General features: G+C 41.7%; 26 protein-coding genes. 5 read left to right on the top strand and 21 right to left on the bottom strand.

Annotated elements, in window-relative coordinates; translation table 11 throughout:
• Positions 1-20 precede the first annotated feature (20 nt).
• The 10 genes from ACIFOD_RS12910 to ACIFOD_RS12865 all read right to left on the bottom strand — a co-directional run bounded on the left by ACIFOD_RS12910 (position 21) and on the right by ACIFOD_RS12865 (position 6,969).
• On the bottom strand, positions 21-437 hold the full coding sequence (locus tag ACIFOD_RS12910; RefSeq protein ID WP_430315002.1) for a hypothetical protein: 417 nt from the start codon (positions 435-437) through the stop codon (positions 21-23).
• Positions 431-700 carry a hypothetical protein gene (locus ACIFOD_RS12905; RefSeq protein ID WP_430315001.1) on the bottom strand — a complete coding sequence of 90 codons (270 nt, stop codon included), beginning with the start codon at positions 698-700 and terminating at the stop codon, positions 431-433. Before ACIFOD_RS12905 ends, ACIFOD_RS12910 begins: the two co-directional genes overlap by 7 nt.
• Before the next feature lie 118 nt (positions 701-818).
• Positions 819-1,004 (bottom strand): DUF4083 domain-containing protein, encoded by a 186-nt coding sequence (locus tag ACIFOD_RS12900; protein ID WP_430315000.1) that lies wholly within the window; start codon positions 1,002-1,004, stop codon positions 819-821.
• 165 nt (positions 1,005-1,169) lie between these two features.
• Positions 1,170-2,342 carry an MGDG synthase family glycosyltransferase gene (locus tag ACIFOD_RS12895; protein ID WP_430314999.1) on the bottom strand — a complete coding sequence of 391 codons (1,173 nt, stop codon included), beginning with the start codon at positions 2,340-2,342 and terminating at the stop codon, positions 1,170-1,172.
• Complete coding sequence (locus ACIFOD_RS12890; RefSeq protein WP_397552324.1) at positions 2,339-2,938, bottom strand: DedA family protein; 600 nt, start codon at positions 2,936-2,938, stop codon at positions 2,339-2,341. The genes ACIFOD_RS12895 and ACIFOD_RS12890 overlap by 4 nt, the downstream gene beginning before the upstream one ends.
• Positions 2,928-3,650 (bottom strand): polysaccharide deacetylase family protein, encoded by a 723-nt coding sequence (locus ACIFOD_RS12885; RefSeq protein WP_430314998.1) that lies wholly within the window; start codon positions 3,648-3,650, stop codon positions 2,928-2,930. The genes ACIFOD_RS12890 and ACIFOD_RS12885 overlap by 11 nt, the downstream gene beginning before the upstream one ends.
• A 299-nt stretch (positions 3,651-3,949) precedes the next feature.
• Positions 3,950-4,780, bottom strand: a complete 831-nt coding sequence (locus ACIFOD_RS12880; protein WP_430314997.1) for a glycerophosphodiester phosphodiesterase — start codon at positions 4,778-4,780, stop codon at positions 3,950-3,952.
• 518 nt (positions 4,781-5,298) lie between these two features.
• Complete coding sequence (locus ACIFOD_RS12875) at positions 5,299-5,637, bottom strand: NIPSNAP family protein (RefSeq protein WP_430314996.1); 339 nt, start codon at positions 5,635-5,637, stop codon at positions 5,299-5,301.
• Between the two features lie 25 nt (positions 5,638-5,662).
• Complete coding sequence (locus tag ACIFOD_RS12870; protein ID WP_430314995.1) at positions 5,663-6,286, bottom strand: kinase; 624 nt, start codon at positions 6,284-6,286, stop codon at positions 5,663-5,665.
• Between the two features lie 14 nt (positions 6,287-6,300).
• Complete coding sequence (locus ACIFOD_RS12865; RefSeq protein ID WP_430314994.1) at positions 6,301-6,969, bottom strand: Type 1 glutamine amidotransferase-like domain-containing protein; 669 nt, start codon at positions 6,967-6,969, stop codon at positions 6,301-6,303.
• A gap of 189 nt (positions 6,970-7,158) precedes the next feature.
• Here ACIFOD_RS12865 and ACIFOD_RS12860 point away from each other — a divergent pair, with 189 nt between their 5' ends.
• A complete protein-coding gene (locus ACIFOD_RS12860; RefSeq protein WP_430314993.1) occupies positions 7,159-7,341 on the top strand; it encodes a CsbD family protein in 183 nt (60 codons plus the stop codon).
• Between the two features lie 116 nt (positions 7,342-7,457).
• Here the strand turns inward: ACIFOD_RS12860 and ACIFOD_RS12855 are convergent, their stop codons facing one another.
• The gene (locus ACIFOD_RS12855; RefSeq protein ID WP_430315082.1) at positions 7,458-7,898 is read right to left on the bottom strand and encodes an HIT family protein; all 441 of its coding nucleotides are present in this window, start codon (positions 7,896-7,898) and stop codon (positions 7,458-7,460) included.
• A gap of 3 nt (positions 7,899-7,901) precedes the next feature.
• Complete coding sequence (locus ACIFOD_RS12850; RefSeq protein WP_430314992.1) at positions 7,902-8,231, bottom strand: HIT domain-containing protein; 330 nt, start codon at positions 8,229-8,231, stop codon at positions 7,902-7,904.
• 245 nt (positions 8,232-8,476) lie between these two features.
• Here ACIFOD_RS12850 and ACIFOD_RS12845 point away from each other — a divergent pair, with 245 nt between their 5' ends.
• From ACIFOD_RS12845 to ACIFOD_RS12835, 3 genes are read left to right on the top strand one after another with little or no spacing between them, the layout of a single operon-like run.
• Positions 8,477-10,576: a BglG family transcription antiterminator gene (locus ACIFOD_RS12845; protein WP_430314991.1), complete on the top strand. Its 2,100-nt coding sequence runs from the start codon at positions 8,477-8,479 to the stop codon at positions 10,574-10,576.
• 19 nt (positions 10,577-10,595) lie between these two features.
• Complete coding sequence (locus tag ACIFOD_RS12840) at positions 10,596-10,862, top strand: PTS sugar transporter subunit IIB (protein WP_044338820.1); 267 nt, start codon at positions 10,596-10,598, stop codon at positions 10,860-10,862.
• A 29-nt stretch (positions 10,863-10,891) separates the two neighbouring features.
• Positions 10,892-12,259: a PTS ascorbate transporter subunit IIC gene (locus ACIFOD_RS12835; RefSeq protein ID WP_430314990.1), complete on the top strand. Its 1,368-nt coding sequence runs from the start codon at positions 10,892-10,894 to the stop codon at positions 12,257-12,259.
• Between the two features lie 125 nt (positions 12,260-12,384).
• On the opposite strand, the gene ACIFOD_RS12830 is transcribed toward ACIFOD_RS12835, so the two are convergent.
• Positions 12,385-13,368: an ABC transporter permease gene (locus tag ACIFOD_RS12830; RefSeq protein ID WP_430315081.1), complete on the bottom strand. Its 984-nt coding sequence runs from the start codon at positions 13,366-13,368 to the stop codon at positions 12,385-12,387.
• Positions 13,369-13,375: 7 nt separating this feature from the next.
• Positions 13,376-14,302 carry an ABC transporter ATP-binding protein gene (locus ACIFOD_RS12825; RefSeq protein WP_430314989.1) on the bottom strand — a complete coding sequence of 309 codons (927 nt, stop codon included), beginning with the start codon at positions 14,300-14,302 and terminating at the stop codon, positions 13,376-13,378.
• A gap of 106 nt (positions 14,303-14,408) precedes the next feature.
• On the opposite strand from ACIFOD_RS12825, the gene ACIFOD_RS12820 reads away from it, so the two are divergent.
• The gene (locus ACIFOD_RS12820; RefSeq protein ID WP_430314988.1) at positions 14,409-15,179 is read left to right on the top strand and encodes an SGNH/GDSL hydrolase family protein; all 771 of its coding nucleotides are present in this window, start codon (positions 14,409-14,411) and stop codon (positions 15,177-15,179) included.
• Between the two features lie 108 nt (positions 15,180-15,287).
• Here the strand turns inward: ACIFOD_RS12820 and ACIFOD_RS12815 are convergent, their stop codons facing one another.
• The 7 genes from ACIFOD_RS12815 to ACIFOD_RS12785 all read right to left on the bottom strand — a co-directional run bounded on the left by ACIFOD_RS12815 (position 15,288) and on the right by ACIFOD_RS12785 (position 21,069).
• Entirely contained in the window at positions 15,288-15,761 is a 474-nt protein-coding gene (locus tag ACIFOD_RS12815; RefSeq protein ID WP_430314987.1) for an 8-oxo-dGTP diphosphatase, read from the bottom strand.
• 94 nt (positions 15,762-15,855) lie between these two features.
• Positions 15,856-16,665 carry a class I SAM-dependent methyltransferase gene (locus tag ACIFOD_RS12810; protein WP_430314986.1) on the bottom strand — a complete coding sequence of 270 codons (810 nt, stop codon included), beginning with the start codon at positions 16,663-16,665 and terminating at the stop codon, positions 15,856-15,858.
• Positions 16,666-16,846: 181 nt separating this feature from the next.
• On the bottom strand, positions 16,847-17,644 hold the full coding sequence (locus tag ACIFOD_RS12805; protein ID WP_430314985.1) for a phosphotransferase: 798 nt from the start codon (positions 17,642-17,644) through the stop codon (positions 16,847-16,849).
• An 88-nt stretch (positions 17,645-17,732) separates the two neighbouring features.
• The gene (locus ACIFOD_RS12800; protein ID WP_430314984.1) at positions 17,733-18,218 is read right to left on the bottom strand and encodes a GNAT family N-acetyltransferase; all 486 of its coding nucleotides are present in this window, start codon (positions 18,216-18,218) and stop codon (positions 17,733-17,735) included.
• A 12-nt stretch (positions 18,219-18,230) separates the two neighbouring features.
• A complete protein-coding gene (locus tag ACIFOD_RS12795; RefSeq protein ID WP_430314983.1) occupies positions 18,231-18,635 on the bottom strand; it encodes an HIT family protein in 405 nt (134 codons plus the stop codon).
• 232 nt (positions 18,636-18,867) lie between these two features.
• A complete protein-coding gene (locus ACIFOD_RS12790) occupies positions 18,868-20,058 on the bottom strand; it encodes an MFS transporter (protein ID WP_430314982.1) in 1,191 nt (396 codons plus the stop codon).
• Positions 20,059-20,208: 150 nt separating this feature from the next.
• Positions 20,209-21,069: a DinB family protein gene (locus ACIFOD_RS12785; RefSeq protein WP_430314981.1), complete on the bottom strand. Its 861-nt coding sequence runs from the start codon at positions 21,067-21,069 to the stop codon at positions 20,209-20,211.
• Between the last annotated feature and the right edge of the window lie 23 nt (positions 21,070-21,092).

Raw genomic sequence — 21,092 nt, 5'->3', positions numbered from 1 at the left:
TTCTTAATGAGAATACACCTCTATTCACCAATGATCTCAAGCAAACGTGCGGATTCTTTTTTAGAGAGCTGCGTAAACTCCTGTTCTCCTTGGGTCATCTCAAATAAATCTTCTTTCGGACTAACCCAAACACTGTATAACACTGCTTTTGATTCTATAGTTGGATTTTTAAACTGAAAGATAAATTGATAATCTGCTGGACGAACGAACTCTACATGCGCATCTCTCCAATTCGCTTCATCCATTATCCTTTTTACGTAAAGAACTTGTTGGTTGTCTGAGATTTCTTTATACTCTTCATATTTATTTTCATTGCCAACCCACTTTTGAACGATAATTTTTTGCTCATCATTTGCTATTGCTGGTGAACAACCTGTAACGATACATAATAAGAATGAAATCAGTAAACATAAAGAAGCTGTATATTTCCTTAACATATGGATGTTCCAAGGTTTTTGATTTCACCTTTTTTGTTCACGCTGTCTGTCCCGCTCTCACAATTGTCTTTGTTTTCCCATGTGATGATGTACTTATTGAATTCAATCTTCACAGAGAGAATTTCAACTTCACCTATGTGTTTCGTGTGGTGTTCCATCACGATGGATTTAGCTTGTTCCTCTGTAACCACTGACTCGATGCCCTGACAGCCACTCACTATACAAAAGAATATGGAGGCAAAAATCAAAACGATTTTCTTCATTTTCTTCCCCCTTTAAGTAGTAAGACGTTCATTTCAATTTAAAGTTTCGGAGGATGATAAAATAAATGAGCCTGCCTTTACTGAGTAAAGTAAAAGCTGAAGATCAACTCTTGGATTTTCAGCTATTATTTTGATGTTCCAGCAATTCAATGATTCTATCTAATTTCTTATTGATATCATCAGAAGTATGAACTTCTTTCTTCCTATTGATGATGAGCCTCCTGATGAAAAGGGTGAATGACACGATTCCCAATAGTAATAATGAAAAGAAAACAAACTGAAAGAGTAAATCTCCGAGATTCATAATGACTCCACCTTATTTTTGGATAATTATACCACAAGAAAAGGGATCTGCCTCCAACACGATGATGAATGTGTGGAGGGTCAGACCCCATTATCTATTCTATACAAACGATGATTCAGAAAAGATGGTTCTCTTCGTCCGTGGCAGCAGAACCTTGACCTCTATTCAGCTCGAAAGAAAGACCCCGATTCCCGCTTTTCCCCCGACAGATTTCACTTTGATCGTCTGGCGCGATTCCTCCTGAATTTCCCTCAATATATCGGTGAAGCCCACGGTAAGGGAGGATAAATAGGTTTCTACATTGTTTACTTTTCGTTGAATTTCCTTTTGATCATAAAGGATTTCTTCCAGGGAAGAGAAGTCCCCTGTCTCCCCAATGTGGAAGACGAGATCTCGCTCTACAAGGTAATGTAAATTAAACTCTTCCTGTCCGGGAAGATAAGCAAGGATGAACACAGGGATTTTTTTATGAAGGACTTCACTGATCGTGACTCCACCCGGTTTGGTAATGATACCATCCACTGCATCATATAGATCATTCACTTCTTCCTGGTCCTGAATATACATGTAGGGCGTAATATTCGGTTGGTTGAGCAGAGACCGGTACAGCCTGTGGTTATGACCGCATAGTACAGAGAAATGGATATCCGGGTATCGCGAAAAGACCTTAACTCCATTTTTTCTTACACATAACCCGCTATTCCCCCCGGCTACAAGGATATGCTTTCCCTTCTTGCCCCGGGGACTCTGATGTGTGCCCTTATCCTTAAACACGTCGGAAACGGGGACGCCGGTTTGATAGATTCGATCCGAAGAAACGTGGTGACGGCTGACCAATGTGTCCTTCACCTCTTCAGTCGGGACAAGGTGATAATCGATCTGCCCGGTTTCCCAAACCCCGTTCACAAAGAAATCTGTATAAGCATTCATCGTTTTACAGGAAATGCTCCCCTCCCTTGACTTCAGCCTTCCGATCATTCTCGACGGAAAGGAGTGGGTGCAAATCACCAGTGAAGGTTTTTCCTCCTCCACTATCTTCAAAACCTTCTTTTCAAAGTAGGTGGCAAATCGGGAAATGCTTCTCAAAAAGAAGCTTTGTTCTTTATCTTTCATCATCACCTTTTGGTAAAAGCCTTTATAGCTTTCCGGCGACGTTCTGATCCATTTAAAATAAATACCGGATATCATTTTTTCCAGAAGAGGATTCGAGAAAGACAAGAAATCAATGATCTTGATTTCAGCTTCCGGATAGTCATGTCTTATGCTGTCGTGTAGAACCTCGGCTACTTTCGTATGCCCGGTTGGAACACTGAACATCGATAGAATCACAATCTTCATTCCAAATACCTCTCTTTTTTCTTTTTAACGGATCGCCACACAGTGGTCAGGATAAAAATCACTAGTAATCCAACCCCTGCATAAGGCACATAGATTGGATTAATGGAAAGTGTGTTGCCGAGCCAATATCCAAGGCAAATATACGAAACCGTCCAAATCGCCGAGCCCGCCATGGTAAGGAAGAAAAAGGGCATGTACGGTGTACCGAATATCCCTGAGAGATACGGACTCAATTGCCGAAGTCCCGGCATAAACAGACCAAATAGTAAAGCCTTGGTTGAGTGCATGGTAAAGAGCTGTTCATACTTCCGCACCTTTTCCTCGGATAACCCGATCCATCTTCCGTATCGATCGATAAGAGGCTGTCCGATGAGCCTTCCACCATAGTACCCCGTAATCATTCCTGTATAAACACCAAGGAATGAAGAGACCAATGCCAAAGGAAGCAGTAACTGGCTTTTGGCTGCCAATAGCCCTACTAAGAATAAAAGGGACTCTTCCGGTGCCGGTATTCCTACGATCCCGAAGAATAGAAACAGGAAAATGATGAAATAACCGTAGCTATGAATGTACTGGATAAGTTCTTCACTGCCCATTTACTGCCTGCTCCTTCAATCCTGTGTTTGGTAGGTGAGTGAATCGGATCTGTTTCTTTAACGCATCTTCAAGGAATGCATCCAATGACTCTATCATATAATGAGGGGCTTTCTCATCGGCCCCGAACGTCGTCCCACTGTCATGAAGGACGAAAATGGAACCGTCATGATCTGCCTCTTTCATCCGTTCAAGTAAGTCCCCACTGTTCTTCACCTTCCAATCCTGAAAGATGTGGGACCACAATACAACCTCATACTCCCTGGATAACCACAGGGTGAACACATTAAAATGTCCCCACGGTGGACGATAATAAATCGGCCTCTCAAGCGTGACCTGCTCGATTACCATATGTGATTGCTCCAACTGCTTTTTCAATTGAAAAGGAGTTAAAAACCAGCTGGACACATGAGTATAATGATGAATCCCAATTGTATGGCCTTCCCTCTTCATCCGTTCCACCAACTCAGGATATTTCTCCACCTTGCTTCCGACCACGAAAAAAGTAGCCTTCACACCGTGCTTACTGAGGACATCGAGTAGCTGACCGGTATACATTGGGTCTGGTCCATCGTCAAACGTCAATGCAATCGCACCCGGAACATTCACCCTTCTTGTTATACGGTCATTCCTTTTCCTAATATATACCGTGCTGATGATGGAATAGGTGGAAAACATCAGCAGGACCAATAATGTGATATAGATCCAATTCATCCTGTCCAACTCCAACATAAATTTCTTTCTAGTATTTTATTTAAATTGCATGCATATAATGGAGACTCTATTTATAAAGTCTCCATTCATCATAAAGTGAACCGATTTTTATATCAAGGCTTACCTCGGGCAATAGAAGGTAGCTGAGTTAATGAGGCATCATGTTGCAACCGATTCCTCAGATGAAAAAGGGGCTGTCCCAATGCTTACTTTTGGGACAGCCTCTTTCAACGACGAATGGTCAGACTGGAACCTTACAAAAAAGGAGCAGCATAAGCCACTCCCCTTTTAAAAGAATATTAGTTTCTAGGATCTATATAATCCGGATAATCCGTAATGATCGCGTCAACCTTCATGTCGAATAGAAAGTCGGCTGCTTCCTGGCTGCGTACCGTCCATGATCCGATTTGCATCCCTTGGGCGTGGACTTCATTCACTACTTCTTCTGTCACGATTCCATAGCTTGGGTTGAACCATTCCGCATAGGTTGAGATTTCTTTTAACGCTTCTGGTGTGGTAAGTGCACGGTTAGAAGTTAACACACCGACTGGAACATGAGGAAGCAATTGATCCATTTTTTTCATCGATTCAAAGTTAAACGATTGTAGAATAATTTTTTCATTTTGTGGTTTATCGAGATTCCGTTCTTGTAATGCTTCTGCCACTTGTCCTTCAATACCAGGGTAAAGCTCTGGAGCCTTTAATTCTATTAAAATACCAACTTTTCCATGGTAGCGATCCAGAACTTCTTCAAAAGTCGGAATCGCCTCTCCTGCAAATGATTCTCCCTTCCAGCTACCCGCATCAAGGCTTTGAAGCTGTTCAAGTGTTAAATCCCCTACTTTTCCCGTTCCATCTGTTGTACGATTCACTGTTGTATCATGGATGACGACCAATTCACCATCTTTACTTCTTTGAACATCGATTTCAATGTAATCCGCCTTCATATCAACCGCCACATCAAAACCGGCTATCGTGTTTTCAGGTGCATAACCTGCTGCCCCCCGGTGTGCTACATTATCCACTTGCTTTCTTTCCCCTGTTGTTGGTTCTTCTGCAAACGCCTGACTGAACGGGCTGAATAATAATGAAAATGCAACCCCTGTACCGATTAGTAATTTTTTGTTCAATTTCTTCATCTCCAATCCTGAATATGTATTTCTACTTTATTTTAGGAAAGGGATGTTGAGTTGATGTGTAGATAACAATACAGCTTAATATAGATTGTGTTAACAAAATTCGACCTTTTTTCTTAGGTTTATTTACAATTCTATTGAACAGGGATGAGTTATTGAGCCATTTTACTTATACAATGGTCGTTTGATCGGAATTCAGGGATAGAATGATGAGAATAATTTGAGCATTATTAAGATTTAATCCTGTTTGAACCACTTTTAATCCTGAATGGGAATAATTAATCCTGTTTAAGAATTATTGATCCTGATTTCAATTAATTAATCCTGTTTAAGAATTATTGATCCTAATTTCAATTAATTAATCCTGTTTTGGAATAATTGATCCTTCGTGTCGAATTTTCTTTATTGTGGAACCAAAACTCCTCACGCTCATGTAACGTGCGAACGACCAGATCCCCTTGGCGCCAGGACTGTCTTTAGTCGTGAAAATTCTATATCACCTCTCACCTAATTCACCGAACCGTCGACTCCAACTCTTCATTCTTCATTTCTATAATATATTCCTTTGCGACATGGTCCCTCCCGCCATGCTCTTCGTACCAATCCCGGATACGTGTCAGATGATCTTCATCATTTCTGATGCTGGTTTCAATCTTCACATAATCGTCATGACTGTCATATTCCCAAATAGCAAAGATCTCAACGGTCTCTTCATCATGGTCCTTCATCCAGCGGCCAACCAGTCGTGAGCCGTGTTTAAGCTGGTTCGGCAAATTGGTATGATTGAAGTGATCATTAAACGTTTCGACGAACTCTTTTTTGACTAGATAGAACTTTCTTCTGTAGAACATGATGGTCCCCCTTTTATATAAACGATTATTTATCTCTGTAAATGTAATCCGCACTCCCTATCGGATTTACATGATCGACGTAGTAATCCTCAGCCAACCAGTATCTTCTTTTATATTTATCCAACCTTGCTCCATCGTCACCGAGATAGAGGTCACGGTCCAATACTCTTTCAGCTCTTAATTCATGTGAACAATCAATATAGATCATAAAGTCAACATATCGTCGCCATTCTTTCCTTTGTAAGAAGACACCCTCAATAAGGATGATAGAAGACGGGGCCAGATGGATTGGTTTGGTGATGACCGTATCGGTTGGAGAATGATAGAAAGGCAGGCTAATAGAGCCGCTAGCACGCAGCTTTCTGAACAGTTCTGTTTCGATTAATCCGATATCCCATTGGAGAAAGTAATATTCAAACCATTCTTCATTGCCGGTTCCATATCGTTTATGTGTTTCAACAATGTGATCATCAAGATGAAAGGTGGAAGCCTCATGATTGGAAAGTTCCAATGCATGTCGAAGTTCTTTGGCAACCGTAGTCTTACCTGCTCCTCCTAACCCATCGATCCCTACAATGAAGGGACGATTTTCGGAGAACTTTTTTTGATATCGGGATAACAATGTTTCTGTTACTTTTTCGATGGACATCTTACTTCACCTCGTCATTTCTCCCCATTTGGTTCAAACACATATTTGTCGTTATTCCTAAAAATATAAGCAGGAGACGAACCGATTACTTTCATTCCCCCCTCACTCATAACCATGCCAGTTTCCTCTGGTAACGCAATGACAGAATATCCATATTTGTTTACGTATTCTTTGATTAAGTCATCATTACTAGTTTCGTAATGACACCATAATGAATAGTTGTCTATGTAGTTAAATCCTTCAAAGGTCTTCAAATTTGTAGGGTTTGGGTCCATATGTGAGGCTGTTAAACTATCTCTGCCTAAAATAATAGCCCCGGCACTCCCTCCATATACAATCCCCTGATTGTCTACAAATTCTTTTAAAATGGTATCAAACCCTGTCTCACGTAAGGTGTTTAACAAATAAAAAGTATTCCCTCCGCCGATATAAATGGAGGAGAATTTCCTTAGATCCTCGGGAGACTTAGCTTCTAAATCAGTCCACATTTCTATTTCATTAATGCCTAGAGGATTAAACACACTATGTATCCATTTGGAACAGTCTTCATAAGGAATTTCGCCTTGCATCGCGATTGGAATGTATAGCAGTGGTTTATTAAGATCTATTGCATTAACAAATTCCTTATCCAATATTTCTGTCTGTTCCTTATCTCCGCCGCCGGAAAGGAATAAGTTCACCATGAATCCCTGCCCCCTAATAAGAATACTTTCTTACCTACCAATTATTTCAAATTACACCTTATACCTCAATGATTAATTTCTTTCTTGTTACTGAGTTAACATATATTGCTATCACCTTCTTAGTTTATTCTTAATCCAATTTGGATAATGAATAATAAAACAATAAACTATAGAAATGAGGTAGTTAAAATGCGAGAAAATCATGATCAAATAAAAGGAAAGCGAAAGCAGACAAAGGGAGATTTGAAGAAAGGTTTGGGTAAACTTACAAACGACGATCGTATAATAGCGGAAGGGGAACGAGATAAGGATAAAGGGAAGATCCAGGAAAAGGTTGGCGAAGTGAAGGAATCTATTAAAAAAAGTTGGTAACTGAATATTAATCATAAGAGGACGATCCCTCTGCTTACTAGGGAAAGCAGAAGGATCGTCCTCTTCATTACTATCATCAACCTGGCAGACTTACTTACATACGCATTTTTCCTTATCTATTTACTTGATTTCAGTCTTCTTCTTTTATTCTCAGGTTGCTTCAACCAATAACGGACTCCTTTTCCAGCCAAGGGCTCATCATTGTATCTCGGTATCACATGTAAATGACAATGGAAGATAAACTGATTCGACACTTCCCCAACATTCCAGCCCAGTGTATAGCCATCTGGTGAAAACGCTTTGTTTAAGTATTTCTTTGCTTTTTGTAATAGTTCGTATGTATCGTTCCACTCTTTTTCCGTTAATTCAAATGCGTCAGCATGATGGTTTTTTGGAACAATGACGCCGGACCCTTCTAATACATCCTGGTGCTTGTTGTGCTGCAGGAAATAGCACGAATCATTTTCAAATACGATGTTTTGGTCTTTGTCCTCATCGGGATTGCAGAATGGACAGGTTTCTTCATTAGTCATGTGCTTTCTCCTTTCATCTTTTATCTTTTACCGAAGTGCCTTACCAGAAACAATATGCCAATGCAGATGCTTTGAATCTTGATAGTCTCCTATATTCGTAATGACCTTACACGCCCCAGATTCATCGGTGACCATGTGCGCCACCTTTTTGATGACCCCCATTAGTTCAAGCAATAATTCGTCATCACCTTCTTCCAGCGTAAGAAGGGATGGAACATGCGTTTTCGGGATCGCCACGATATGGACGGGATAGAAGGGCCTGGTGTGATGGTAGGCGAGGACATTGTCTGTTTCTAGCACCTTTTGTATTTCTGTTTTTCCACTTAATACTTCATCGCAATAAAAATCATTCGTCATGGTTTGACCTCCCCTATACCTTTTATCTTACCAATTATTTCAAAATTCTATCACTTTGACAATCCAAAATCCCTATACTGATGCCCACCTTACCCAACTGTTCAATCTTGCAAAAACAACCCTTACGAACTCTACACAGTGAAACCCCTTTCATACCTGAAGAATAGCCCATATAATAGATTTATAAGATGATCATCTACTAAACAAGAATATAAATATGCAAAATTAACTAGAGGAGGATCCTCATGGTACTGGATAAAAGGCGTGCACACTTATTATCCATCATTCAGCATTCACCCGACCCGGTTCCCACAAAGGAACTGGTCGCCAGGATGAACTTGTCCCAACGGACCATTTATTACGACCTCGATCAGATCAACAGCTGGCTGAGGACGGAAGGGGTGGAACCGATTGAAAGTCAGCATGGGAAAGGATTATTCTTACCCCCTGAATCGAAATCGCAGTTGATGGTTTCGAAGGATCAGAGTTTTGAAGACTGGCAGTATCAGTTATCGAAAGAAGAGCGCGAAGTTCTGATTAAAGCCTCCATCCTGTTGGAAGAACAAGATGCGTCGATGCAGCGGTTCATGGACCTGACCAGCATGAGCCGGGGAACAATCGCAAAGGTGATTAAAGACATCAAGAAGGAATTTCGTGAAGCGGGTCTGGACCTTTATTACAAGAAAGGTTCAGGCTACCGGTTGATGGGACCTGAGGAAGCAAAGCGTACGATGCTTTCCACGATCCTTGCGACCATCTTCTCCCATCAAGATTGGCAGAATGTCCGGAATGAGGTTCACAGGATGATTCAGCCGGAAGCAGACACGTGGTCACAGGAAACCGAGCAGAGGCGTCTTGTGAGGGAAATTCTTTATGAAGCCGAAAAGGAATTGGGATTGACGCTGACCGATGAGATGGTCGAGATCCTGTCTCTTCAGCTCCTGATGATCATTAAGCGGATCGAACTGCAAAAGTATACCTCTGTGCCTGACGAGGAAAAAGAAGTCTTGAAGCAGACTGAAGCCTACCGGGCAGCTCTTCATATAACCAATAAGCTTGACGTCACATTTCCCGATGATGAGGTTTGCTTCATCACGATGAACCTGCTTGGATCCAAAGTCCAGCAGGATAATTTCAATCGCTATACGGAACAGGAATTATCAGGGCTGAAGGAAGTCGTTCAACGGATGATCCATGATTTCCAGCTTTACTCCTGCGTCGTGTTCGATGACAAAAAGGGACTCGAGGAAAACCTGATCTCCCATATTAAACCGACATTTTACCGGCTCAAATACGGGCTCTCGATCGCGAATGATCTGTCCGACAGCATTCAAACGACGTACCCGGACATCTTTCACCTGACAAAGCGGGTGATGAGGCATCTGGAACTGTATGTCGGAAAAACGGTACCCGATGAAGAAGCGGCCTATATCACCCTGCACTTCGGAGGATGGTTGACGAAAGAGAAGAAAAAGGTAGAGACAAAGTTCAGAGCCCTCATCGTGTGTGAAAATGGAATCGGGACATCCAATATGCTCCGGACCCAGCTTGAGAATCTGATTGCCGGGCTCAATGTCATCACGACGCTTTCCATGAGGGAGTATCGAACGAACACGTACGAGGCGGATATTATTTTTTCCACCAATTATATAAAAGAAAAAGACATTCCCGTCATCCACGTTCCCGCGATCTTGACGAATCTTGAAAAGGAACGGGTCATGCAGAGAATGAACGAGTTTTTCGACTCAAAGCCGAACGAAAAAAACAGGACCGACCTTCTGATGGACGTGATCAAGCGTCACGCGACCGTCCATGAAGAAGACGCACTGAAGAGAGACCTGGTCCAGCTTTTAGAACAAACTACTCCCACGATAAAGGAGCTCAGAAAGCCTATGCTTAATGAATTACTGACAGAACAGACGATACAGCTGAAAGACCGTGTCACAAGCTGGGAGGAAGCCATCCGGGTCGCGAGCGAGCCGCTCGTCGATCAACAATCGATCCGTCCGGACTATGTGGACGCGATGATCACAAACGTGAAGGAATTGGGTCCTTACATCGTCATCGCACCGAACATCGCCATCCCCCATGCCCGTCCAGAGACAGGCGTCGAACAGCTGGGGATGAGCTTCCTGAGACTCGAGGAACCGGTTTATTTTACCGAAAAAGAAAAACATCGCGCTCAGCTCATCATCGTGCTGGCGGCGATTGATAATCAAACCCACTTAAAAGCTTTGGCCCAGCTCACAGAACTGCTGTCCAATGAAGACAACGTGGAAAAGTTAATCTCAGCAAGTGATCGTCAAACCATTATTGAATTAATCAATCAAACAGTAGAAGTATAAATCAGAGGAGGAAATAAAAATGAAAAAAGTATTAGTCGTATGTGGTAATGGATTAGGAAGCAGCATGATCGTGGAAATGAATGTGAAAGCGGCGCTGAAGGATATGGGAAAAGAAGCGGAAGTATCCCATACGGATCTAACGACAGCGAAGACGGAACAGGCGGATCTTTTCCTCGGTTCTGAGGATATCGTGGAAAGCCTTGAAGATGGCCGCAAGAATGTCGTGAAGTTAAAGAACCTAATGGATAAGAACGAACTCCGCGCAGCACTGGAACAAAATATCTAGTCCACTTTTAATAGGAAGGAGCGATACAAATGGTTGATATCATAATGAAGGATATACTCGGTACACCCGCGATCCTTGTCGGTCTATTCGCCTTAATCGGGCTCCTGATTCAACGCAAGAATTCAGGGGATGTCGTGTCCGGAACCCTGAAAACGGTCATGGGCTTCGTCATCCTCGGGGCGGGTGCGAATGTACTCGTCCAGTCCCTGGGGCAATTCAGCAGCATGTTCAATCATGCCTTCGAAGTCGACGGTGTGATCCCGAACAATGAAGCCGTCGTGGCCCTTGCACAAGAAAGCTTTGGTACGGAGACAGCGATGATCATGCTGTTCGGTATGATTGTCAATATTATCATTGCAAGGTTCAGTCCTTTTAAATATATCTTTTTAACCGGACATCATACCATGTTCATGGCCTGCTTGATCGCTGTCATCTTAACCACCGGAGGATTCACCGGAGTACCATTGATCATTCTCGGTTCAATCATCCTTGGGGCACTGATGGTTCTGTCACCAGCAATGCTTCAGCCATTCACACGCAAAGTTACCGGGTCGGACGACTTTGCCGTCGGCCACTTCGGATCGATCGGGTATCTGGTATCTGCCACAGTTGGTAAAGTTGTCGGTAAAGGTTCTAAATCAACAGAAGAAATCAAAGTTCCAAAGTCACTCGGATTTCTCCGTGACACATCCGTATCAGTATCGCTGACGATGGTCATCCTGTTCTTTGTCGTTGCAGGTGCAGCAGGCCCGGCCTTCGTCGAAGGAGAATTAAGCGGCGGACAGAACTTCCTGGTCTTTGCCTTTATGCAGGGGATCACATTTGCGGTTGGTGTGTATATCATTTTAGCCGGGGTACGTATGCTCCTTGGTGAAATCGTTCCGGCCTTCAAAGGGATCGCGGACAAAATCGTCCCGAATGCGAAACCGGCTCTTGATTGCCCGGCCATCTTCCCATTCGCAGGAAACGCCGTTATCATCGGTTTCTTATTCAGCTTTATTGCCGGTCTCGTCAGCATGCTCTTTCTACCTTTACTAGGATTGAAAGTAATCGTGCCTGGTCTTGTCCCTCACTTCTTCACAGGTGCAGCTGCCGGAGTCTTCGGCAACGCAACCGGTGGTCGAAGAGGCGCAGTCATTGGCTCCATGGCGAACGGCGTCATGATCAGCTTCCTGCCAGCACTCTTGTTACCGGTTTTAGGCAACTTAGGATTCCAGGGAACAACGTTTGGAGATGCAGACTTTGGATTGGTCGGCATCGTGCTTGGAAATCTTGTCACCCTGATTGAATCCAATATGATTGTTTTCGTCTCGATCATCGTCCTTCTTGCCGTCCTGTTCTTCATAGGCTTTAAATCAAAGGGGACTGGAGAGAAGGAAGAAACAGAAGTAGCATAAAATGAATGTAGCCACCCTCTATGTTTGTAGAGGGTGGCTATTTATTTTGTTTAATCTTCCATTACGATGCAGGTGCGGACAGGAATCCGAATAAATATTAATAGTAGCCTTGCTAAATGATGCACTTAATACATATCCTTCTGAGTGAAATTCCAAAACGCAATAGCTAGGCAAGCGACAGTCCATACTCCAAGCACTGTTAATGAAAACGGCAGTGACATCCCTTCGATTGGAGGAGCTTGACCTTCTATGTAGTTGATGAGATCAAAATTCAAGTTCACCAAATACTTTGAGCTCGTCCAGCTTGAACCGATAGAAGATAAGAGGGTGCCTGCAATCAACACAGCCATCATCGCCCCGATACCAGTTGCTGTATTTTTCACAAGTACTGAAATCATCAGGCTTATGGTTCCAACAGTCGCTGTAACTACCCAGGCAAGACCCGCTGACATCAGCAAGTATTCCCACATCGGAAGGGTATGGATATATGTCGTCGAAAACTCACCAGATGGAGAAGCTTGAAAGCCCGTCAGAATAGGTGCCGTCCAGCCATCATATCCAAGTACAATCCCTGAAATCCCATAGCAGACAATCACCGTAGCTGCCATCAGCATCGATGTATACAGCAAAACCGTCAGCCATTTGGCCATCAGGATCTTCCATCGTTTTACCGGTCGGGACAATAATGTCTTGATGGTCCCATCATTGTATTCCCCACTCACAACATCAGCCATAATAATTATGATGAGTAAAGGCAGTACTAGTGTGAGTCCTTGTGAAAAGAAGATGCGGATAAATGTAGGTGCTCCAGGATAGTTCGGGTTGATGTCGTTGTCCAAGTAATATTGCTTTTGCTTCAAATCAAATTCAAGGAATTGTCTGACCTCATCCTGGATCCCACTGGATGCAAGTCGGTTTTGCCGATCGACTATCTCCTGCTGCAGCTCCACCCTCCAGTCCAGAGTGCCCTGCTTTTCAATCTTCTCTTGTATCTCCCGGTATTGTGCATATGTAAACATGGAGACTAGAATGATTAATATGGCGATGACAACCGCAAAGCGTTTTTTTGAAACGATTTTCATTACTTCATTATGAATCAGACCAATCATATTTGGGTTAGACAATATGATCGCCCCCAGTCAAACGAATAAATAAGTCCTCCAATGTCTGGACCTTTCTCTCAATTGTCCATACCTCGATTCCCGCCTTTAGTAAAGATTCATTCAGGATCGAAGTTTTGCTTTCATCCATAAGAGTATGGACAGTATGATCATCGTACAGTTCTGCAGCTTGGACATAGGGAGATGCTTTAAAGATATCAAGTGCACGAAAAGCATCATTGACTCTCCAGTCCACACCTGATGACAATGCATCCACTAAATCACTTACCGTGCCTACTTTCACGATTCTCCCATGGCTCATGATAGCCACTCGATTGGCCAGCAACTCGATTTCACTTAATATATGACTGGATACAAGAACTGAAAGACCCGTTTCGTCGACCAGTTTCCTGATGAATGTACGAAGATCCTTTATTCCCATTGGATCCAATCCATTCGTAGGTTCATCCAATATAAGCACATCCGGCCGGCCTAACAATGCTTGTGCAATCCCGAGCCTCTGACGCATTCCCAGTGAATAGGTCTGTACTTGGTCATCGATTCGTGCAGTCAGATCAACCAGATCAATTACCTCTTGTATTCGTTCACTATCCACCTCAGGCAGCATCCGTGCAAATATTTGCAGATTTTCCCGACCGCTCAAATACTTATATAATTCTGGATTTTCAACGATAGAACCAAGGCGCTGCATCGCCTGTACAAATTGCTTTCTCACATCAAAATCACAGATTTTTATGACTCCTGATGTTGGCTTGATCAGACCGACGAGCATCCGAATAGTAGTCGTTTTTCCAGCACCATTGGGACCAAGGAATCCAAATACTTCTCCTGGATATATTTCAAATGATATATTATCAATAATCGTCTTTTTCCCTATTACTTTCGTTACATTTTTCAATTGTACTGTTGGCTTTATGCTCATATCATCACCCTACATCTATTCTAACGAACTTTTTTCTCAATTGCTCTTTTAAATACTCAGCATGAGTAAAAGTTGGTACAATCATAATAGAAGGAGAGATTAAGAGATGAAAAAATGGATGTGGCAACTATTTATCACCCTTTCCCTTGCACTGACAGTCCTATTTGGATATGGATTTGTAAGAGCCTATTTGGATGTCGCCAACCCTCCCCAAGAGAAGATATTAGCAGAATCAGAAGAAGCTCCTCTCACTCCTGGAGAAACGTATATAGCACTTGGCGATTCATTGACAAGGGGGGTAGGATCATCAAAGGGAGAAGGTTTTGTCCCGCTGGTTGGAAATCCACTTAAAGAAACTAATACTGTGGAGCGGTACCAAAACTTAGGCATACGGGGTGCCAGGATTGAAGATTTACTGGAACAGTTAGAACAAAAGGATGTCAAGAGATCTCTTAAGGACGCCAAAATCATTTCCATCACGATTGGGGGAAACAACCTCTTTAATTCTGGTGAGATTTTAAACAATTATTCAGAAGCTACCGCCCTTGGCATTCTGGAAACCGAAATTCCTAACTTGGAAAAAACGTTTGAAACCATTCGTGAAATAAATAAGGATGCAGTCATCCTCTACATGGGACTATATAATCCCTTTAAGGAATTGCCGGACGGGGATTCATTCGATTCTGTCATCCAAAAATGGAATGAATCTGCCCGCACATTAGGCTTAACATACGACGTTCAAGTTGTGGATACCTTCAATTTGGTAACGGATGCCAAACGCGATCTTTCAAGTGACAACTTCCATCCAAATGATGCTACTTATCAGCAAATAGCTGATAGCCTATCACTTGTCATTGAAAAAAATATTATACAATAATCCCAAGGAGCCACGGGGACAGGTACCGTGGCTTTTTCTAAATCATGCCAAGAAACCTGTTCTTACGCCCTTGGCTTGACTCTCTTCTTACCCTTTCCTACCATTAAACTACGTCATCCTCAATCTAACGTCCCCTTCAGTATCATTCTCATTATCCCAATACACCTGAAACTCGAAGGTCCCTTCTTCAAAGAACAAGGGAAATCTTCTTTTAATGGATTGTTGCATTGGAAGGTTTTCTACATCTTTCATATTAACCCAGACCGGCTTACCTTCTGGGCATTCTTGTACCAAGTCTCCTTTAAAACTTCGAGTAAGATAATTGAAAATAATATACCTATCATTTTTTTCCGGATTGACATACTCATAAAGGCCCTTATAAATAAGGTTACTCACTTCAAGCCCCGTTTCCTCTTTAACTTCTCTTATTGCTCCTTCTACAAAACTCTCAGGAAACTCTACTTTTCCCCCGGGTGGAATAAAGCCCTTAAAGTCGTCATGCAGCCTTTCTAATAGCAATACTTTCTCATTATCCTGGATCATACAAATTGTCCAGAACTTATAATTAATCCCTTCGCTCATTTACTCACCCCAAAATCTCTAAAGTGTCATGAAACCGATAACGTTCGACCTTGAATTAATATGTAATGCTAAAGCTCTACCCGGATGTAACTCATTACTTTTTCCTGCCAATATAAAGCAAGTGAGAGGAAATTCCAAGTATATAAGGGTCTGTTGCCTTCTCTATAATTAAATCGATTAACTTCCTTACTTCGCCTTCACCTTTTTCTCTCCAGTAATCCCAATGGCCTTGATTCAAAACCGTTCCTGCATTGGAACCTATTAACTTGATGGTTTCGAATCCATTTGCTTCCATAAATGGATTGATGTCTTCTATATTAAAATAATACGCACCTGTAAAACGTCCTTCATCTGCGTGATTAAAGCAACCTGATTGGGAAAATTGCACAATCCCATCCATATCATTATTGGGCTTCCAATTATCCGGAGATAAGAGCGATGTAAGGATGTGTCTAATTCTAGGCATAAAGGCAACAAAGACCAGTCCATCCTTTTTCGTCACTCTTTTTAATTCTTCCACTGCCCTCATACGGTCATTTTCTTCCTGCAGATGATACATAGGGCCAAGCATCAACGAGGAATCAAACTGTTCATTTTCAAGCATATTAAGGTCTCTGGCATCTGCTGCATGAAACCCTTCAAACTGTCCGTCTAAATCAAGTTCTTCTGCTTTATCTTTTGCTATATCCACTAATCTTGGGGTCAAATCGGTCAGTGTTACCCTATAACCAGCTTTGGCCAGTTCCATTGAATATTTTCCCGGCCCTGCTCCATTATCAAGCACATAGCCTGTCTCGGGCATATATGTTTTTATATAATGCCAATTCACCTGGAATTCAATTGGTTCACGTTCAAGTCTTCCCCACTCATCAAATTGATTGTAATACTGAATGATCTTACTCATATTTTTCACCTATATTCCACTTTTTACCTACACATTCGGCATAACTTCGGTAAAGTCCTGCTTTAGCTAGATGGCAGTTCATATTACTTTCATCTACTTAAAGGGTGATTCATCCCACAATAAATTTATCCAGCAAAAAAGCACGATATCAAAGTATCGCGCCCGATTGCTGACCTCCCTATTAAACCCACTCTCTCCCATGTTCACGAATGAATGTAATATCTTTTTGATAATGTTCATAGTGCCCTTCATCGATCATTTTCTGGAAAGCAGGGTCCCCTTCACCGGCTTTTCTTTTCATGTAGTTGCATAAGCCTTCCAAGCGCAGCAATACCATCTCCAGATACTCTTCTTCCATTCCGTCCATACCATAGGATTCAAAGAACAGTGCCACTCTTTGTTTTATACGGTCGGCATCATGGGTTGGATGGTAATGCACGGCTTCACCTGCTTCGGTATGATAATGCCTGCTTAAAGGAACGCAGGTGTACAGAGTATAGGCAATGTCCCAAAGTCTCGGACCGGGACCGGCAACATCGAAATCAATGATGCCTACTGGTTTCTCCTGGTTAAAAATAATATTATAAATGGCAAAATCATTGTGACATATAACCTCTGTGTTCGGTGGCGTGTGGTCCATTGGTTGCCATTCATCCATAAATGGAAAGTCGCTCACAGCATCATGGTACTGACGGAGCATCTTCGCTATTCCTTTTAAAGCCTCATTGGACCACATGTACTCTTTTAAGGGATAATTGCCGGCTTCCCCCTTTATAAACGACAAGATCTCTCTATCTTTATCATCAATTCCTAGAAACTTCGGTGCATGATCAAAACCTTTCTTTTCCAAATGCTGCAATAACGTATGAATTTTTCCACTATCAGGCTTCTGTTCCCGCCGAACGGTATCTCCGGAACGATATACGCTTGAGATATTCCCTCCTGTTAGCATTTCTTCGTTTTCGTGCTGACTCTTCATTAAAACCCCCCCCGATTTAGGGACGCTGTGATTGTATCAATCGAGATGGTTAATCGACAGTTATGGCCCTATTATTAATCAATCAAACTTATAAACTCAATACCATTCTATACATCTTAGTGATATGACCCTCAAGATCATCATCAAATTCTGAAACGACGGTGAAGCCTTTTGCACGATAAAAGTTTGTTCCTGTCTCATTCTCTTTCTCAACACTAATATAGACCGATCTAGCACCATTTAATTCCTTTATCCCTTCTTGAAGCAAGGCAGTCCCAATCCCTTCGCCCTGATATTCCTTATATAAATATATGGCCCCTAATTCCACTTCCCCTTCTTCTTTTACAGGAGAGAAATTAGCGAATCCCACAACCTTTCCGTTCTTTTCAGCCACATACAGTGAAGAAACCTCTAAACGCTTAAGCATCATTTCGTCGCTATAAGCAGAAGCCAAGAAACTTTCCTGGATTTTAAGAGGAATGATGCCCTCATAAGTAGTATTCCAGCTTGTTCTTGCGACTTCCTGAACTTGGTTTATATCCTTTTTCTCCATTTTGCGTATCGTGTACTCCATCATTGGCACCCCTTAACTTTTCAACCTTCTATTCCCCTCTTGTTTCAACCAATACCGAATCCCTTTCCCAGCCAATGGTTCATCATTGTATCGTGGTATGACGTGGAGGTGACTGTGGGGAATTTCCTGGTTGGAGACTTTTCCTACATTCCAGCCAAGAGTGTAGCCATCTGGTGAGTACTCCTTATCTAGTCCTTTTTTTGCCTCCTGTAGCAGTTCATATGTATCGTTCCACTCTTCTTGTGTTAATTCAAAAGCATCGGTATGATGTTTTTTGTGGACAATCAACCCGCTACCCTCTAAGACACCTTGATGTTTGTTGTGTTGCAAAAAATAACAAGTTTCATTCTCCAGTACAATATTCTGTTCCTTATCTTTATGTGGATTACATAATGGACAATTTTCATCGTAAGACATTTAAACCCTCCTATGATCAAATCTTCTTTGAACCCTGGTTTACGGTAGTAACCCCCAAGTTTCATGATTCCCTTGGTTATCCTTTGTGTTATCGTCTTGTGTATGATACTATATAAAACATCTTGAAATTGACCTCAAGTTTTAATAGGGAACCCGCCTCCGTTTAGAGGTGGGTTTTCTTTGTATGCGTTTGATAGTGTTCACACTGAAACCATACACATTATTTCTAATCTTAAGAGGTGCTTTTAAGTTCTACTTCTTCTTCAAAATACTCAGATTTGCTTGGCATGAGAACCAATCTTATTTGCAAAATACTTATCACTGCCATGAAAGTAGAGGCAGCAATGATACTGTATCTAATGGGAATCATGTCACCTGTAAAACCGATCAATAAAATGAAGATAATCTGAAGAAAACTTTGAAAAATCCCATATATACTGGAAATCCTCCCCATCATGTTGATCGGAACATTGTTCTGATAAAAAGTCATAAACCCAGTGCCTGAAAATGAGTTGAAAAATCCTAAGATTATAAACCCTATAGCTACCGTCCAAAAAGAAAAGGAGAAAGCATACACAACATAACCCACTGATACCATGAAGTACCCAAGGCACATTAGGGTTTTTACAGACAAGCGTTTGGCCGCCAACGAAACGGTAGTGGCTCCTACTATAGAGCCGACTCCTGTTAAACTGATCAATAAGCCATATTCTGTCTCGGATAAATTCAAGACCTTTTGAGTGAAGACAACCTCCTGAGCGTCCATCCCCAGTGCAACAATCATAAAGAATTGAGCCAAGAAGTACACCTTGACTATATAGTGATTGTCGCGACTGAAAGTGAATACTTCTTTCCAATCGTTTCTCAATACTCCCATGTTCAATTTACGGATAGTTCTATCGCTATGATCATGATTGATGTCAGGCAATAAATACAACATTATAGCCGAAACCAGGAACGAAGAAGCATTGATCCATATAGAAATGTGAACAGAACTAATGAAAAGAAGCACTCCAGAAATAGCAGGACCTATCAAAAAAGCACTTGAAGTGATTAAACTTCTAAAAGCATTGAACTTCTTCCTTCCTTTCACAGGAACAATATTGGTTATATAGGTAATGGCGGCTGGTTCGAAAAAGGCTTTTGAAATCGAAAGAAAGAACAGGCAAACATAGATAAGCCAAAGAGAATTTAAGAAAGGAATGAGGGCTACTAATGCTGCACGAATGATGTCGGTTCCGATCATGATCCTTCGAATGTTTAATCGGTCTATAATACTACCAGACCAAAATTTCGTGATCATAGAAGCAACAGGACCAATAATCCATAATCCAGCTACCGCTGCAGCTGAACCAGTCAGCTTTAATACGAATACGTTAATAGCGACGAGATAAATAAAATCTCCTAAGGTTGATATCCCCAATCCAATGAGTAATAAATATGAATTCCTTCTTAAAGATAAACTTGGATGATTAATACAAACACCTCTAATACTTACAGTCTGTACCTATTCTTTCGATTCCAAATTGGAAATCACCTGTAAATTAGCTTAATTGTCACAGAAGTGTCATTCCTAAATTAGACAGACAGAATAACCCTGATGGATAGACCTCGTTTCTTCCATCTGTTCAAAGTGTCCTTTGGCGTGACCAGCCACCATCTTCACCATGTTTCTTACAGTAAGCTCACCTTGGTCTTCCGTTTGAATTTTTCTATCCAGTGCGTTTGGTAGACGATCACAAAGAGTGAGAACATGTTTCCTTATCAACTTGAAAAGGGCTACCTCTGTATCTATGGATCTCTCTTTATAGTTTGTGCCTGCTTCCCATTGATTCGGGTCATATGGGTTATTCTTATAAACTCTGCCATCTTCAGCAAGAGCAAACTTTATTCTGTGAAACATCGTCATATCTGAATCAATTAAATGAAGCGCTGTTTGTCGAATGGACCATTTACCTTCGGCTCTTACCAAATCTAAATCATCCTCAGATAAACCTTCCAGAACGGTGTCTATTCGGTCAATCCCATTCTTATAGAGTGATAGTATGTCTCCATCTGACATATATAACTCTTCCCAGTGTGAAACAATATAGCCATCTGGATCTTCCACCAAGATTAACTGACCAAATCCCGGATCTACCTCCAACTCATAATCCATTTGATTTTCAATAAACTCCTGTTTCAGCATTTCAACCTTTTTCCCCATGATATAAAAACGCTGGCCAGGGTCAGGTTTCACAAACGCCACATCAGTAAAATCCTTGAACTTCTCCCCATCTCCTCTAATGAGTAACACGGCACCCCCACTTGGAAGCCTCATTTGGACCATTTCATTTATGTCATCTTTCCATTCTTCGCTCCATTTAAAGAATTGACTGTAGAAATGTTGAGATTTACCTAGATTATTCACTTTTAAGACTAGCCTTGGCTTCAAAAAAACCCTCCTCAAATCCCTAT

Origin of the sequence: Rossellomorea sp. NRS-1567 (assembly GCF_050467885.1) — a bacterium.
Lineage (GTDB): Bacteria > Bacillota > Bacilli > Bacillales > Bacillaceae_B > Rossellomorea > Rossellomorea aquimaris_C.
Note: the sequence above shows the minus strand (reverse complement) of the source record. Positions and strands in the feature narration are given on the sequence as shown.

Excerpts from the sequence above, each read along its gene's own strand:
- ACIFOD_RS12830 (WP_430315081.1), bottom strand. The coding sequence starts at position 13,368 with ATGATTGGTCTGATTCATAATGAAGTAATGAAAATCGTTTCAAAAAAA.
- ACIFOD_RS12905 (WP_430315001.1), bottom strand. The coding sequence starts at position 700 with ATGAAGAAAATCGTTTTGATTTTTGCCTCCATATTCTTTTGTATAGTG.
- ACIFOD_RS12865 (WP_430314994.1), bottom strand. The coding sequence starts at position 6,969 with ATGGTGAACTTATTCCTTTCCGGCGGCGGAGATAAGGAACAGACAGAA.
- ACIFOD_RS12860 (WP_430314993.1), top strand. The coding sequence starts at position 7,159 with ATGCGAGAAAATCATGATCAAATAAAAGGAAAGCGAAAGCAGACAAAG.
- ACIFOD_RS12835 (WP_430314990.1), top strand. The coding sequence starts at position 10,892 with ATGGTTGATATCATAATGAAGGATATACTCGGTACACCCGCGATCCTT.
- ACIFOD_RS12845 (WP_430314991.1), top strand. The coding sequence starts at position 8,477 with ATGGTACTGGATAAAAGGCGTGCACACTTATTATCCATCATTCAGCAT.
- ACIFOD_RS12820 (WP_430314988.1), top strand. The coding sequence starts at position 14,409 with ATGAAAAAATGGATGTGGCAACTATTTATCACCCTTTCCCTTGCACTG.
- ACIFOD_RS12900 (WP_430315000.1), bottom strand. The coding sequence starts at position 1,004 with ATGAATCTCGGAGATTTACTCTTTCAGTTTGTTTTCTTTTCATTATTA.
- ACIFOD_RS12850 (WP_430314992.1), bottom strand. The coding sequence starts at position 8,231 with ATGACGAATGATTTTTATTGCGATGAAGTATTAAGTGGAAAAACAGAA.
- ACIFOD_RS12810 (WP_430314986.1), bottom strand. The coding sequence starts at position 16,665 with ATGAGTAAGATCATTCAGTATTACAATCAATTTGATGAGTGGGGAAGA.
- ACIFOD_RS12895 (WP_430314999.1), bottom strand. The coding sequence starts at position 2,342 with ATGAAGATTGTGATTCTATCGATGTTCAGTGTTCCAACCGGGCATACG.
- ACIFOD_RS12875 (WP_430314996.1), bottom strand. The coding sequence starts at position 5,637 with ATGTTCTACAGAAGAAAGTTCTATCTAGTCAAAAAAGAGTTCGTCGAA.
- ACIFOD_RS12885 (WP_430314998.1), bottom strand. The coding sequence starts at position 3,650 with ATGAATTGGATCTATATCACATTATTGGTCCTGCTGATGTTTTCCACC.
- ACIFOD_RS12805 (WP_430314985.1), bottom strand. The coding sequence starts at position 17,644 with ATGAAGAGTCAGCACGAAAACGAAGAAATGCTAACAGGAGGGAATATC.
- ACIFOD_RS12815 (WP_430314987.1), bottom strand. The coding sequence starts at position 15,761 with ATGAGCGAAGGGATTAATTATAAGTTCTGGACAATTTGTATGATCCAG.
- ACIFOD_RS12825 (WP_430314989.1), bottom strand. The coding sequence starts at position 14,302 with ATGAGCATAAAGCCAACAGTACAATTGAAAAATGTAACGAAAGTAATA.
- ACIFOD_RS12795 (WP_430314983.1), bottom strand. The coding sequence starts at position 18,635 with ATGTCTTACGATGAAAATTGTCCATTATGTAATCCACATAAAGATAAG.
- ACIFOD_RS12840 (WP_044338820.1), top strand. The coding sequence starts at position 10,596 with ATGAAAAAAGTATTAGTCGTATGTGGTAATGGATTAGGAAGCAGCATG.
- ACIFOD_RS12800 (WP_430314984.1), bottom strand. The coding sequence starts at position 18,218 with ATGGAGTACACGATACGCAAAATGGAGAAAAAGGATATAAACCAAGTT.
- ACIFOD_RS12870 (WP_430314995.1), bottom strand. The coding sequence starts at position 6,286 with ATGTCCATCGAAAAAGTAACAGAAACATTGTTATCCCGATATCAAAAA.
- ACIFOD_RS12890 (WP_397552324.1), bottom strand. The coding sequence starts at position 2,938 with ATGGGCAGTGAAGAACTTATCCAGTACATTCATAGCTACGGTTATTTC.
- ACIFOD_RS12910 (WP_430315002.1), bottom strand. The coding sequence starts at position 437 with ATGTTAAGGAAATATACAGCTTCTTTATGTTTACTGATTTCATTCTTA.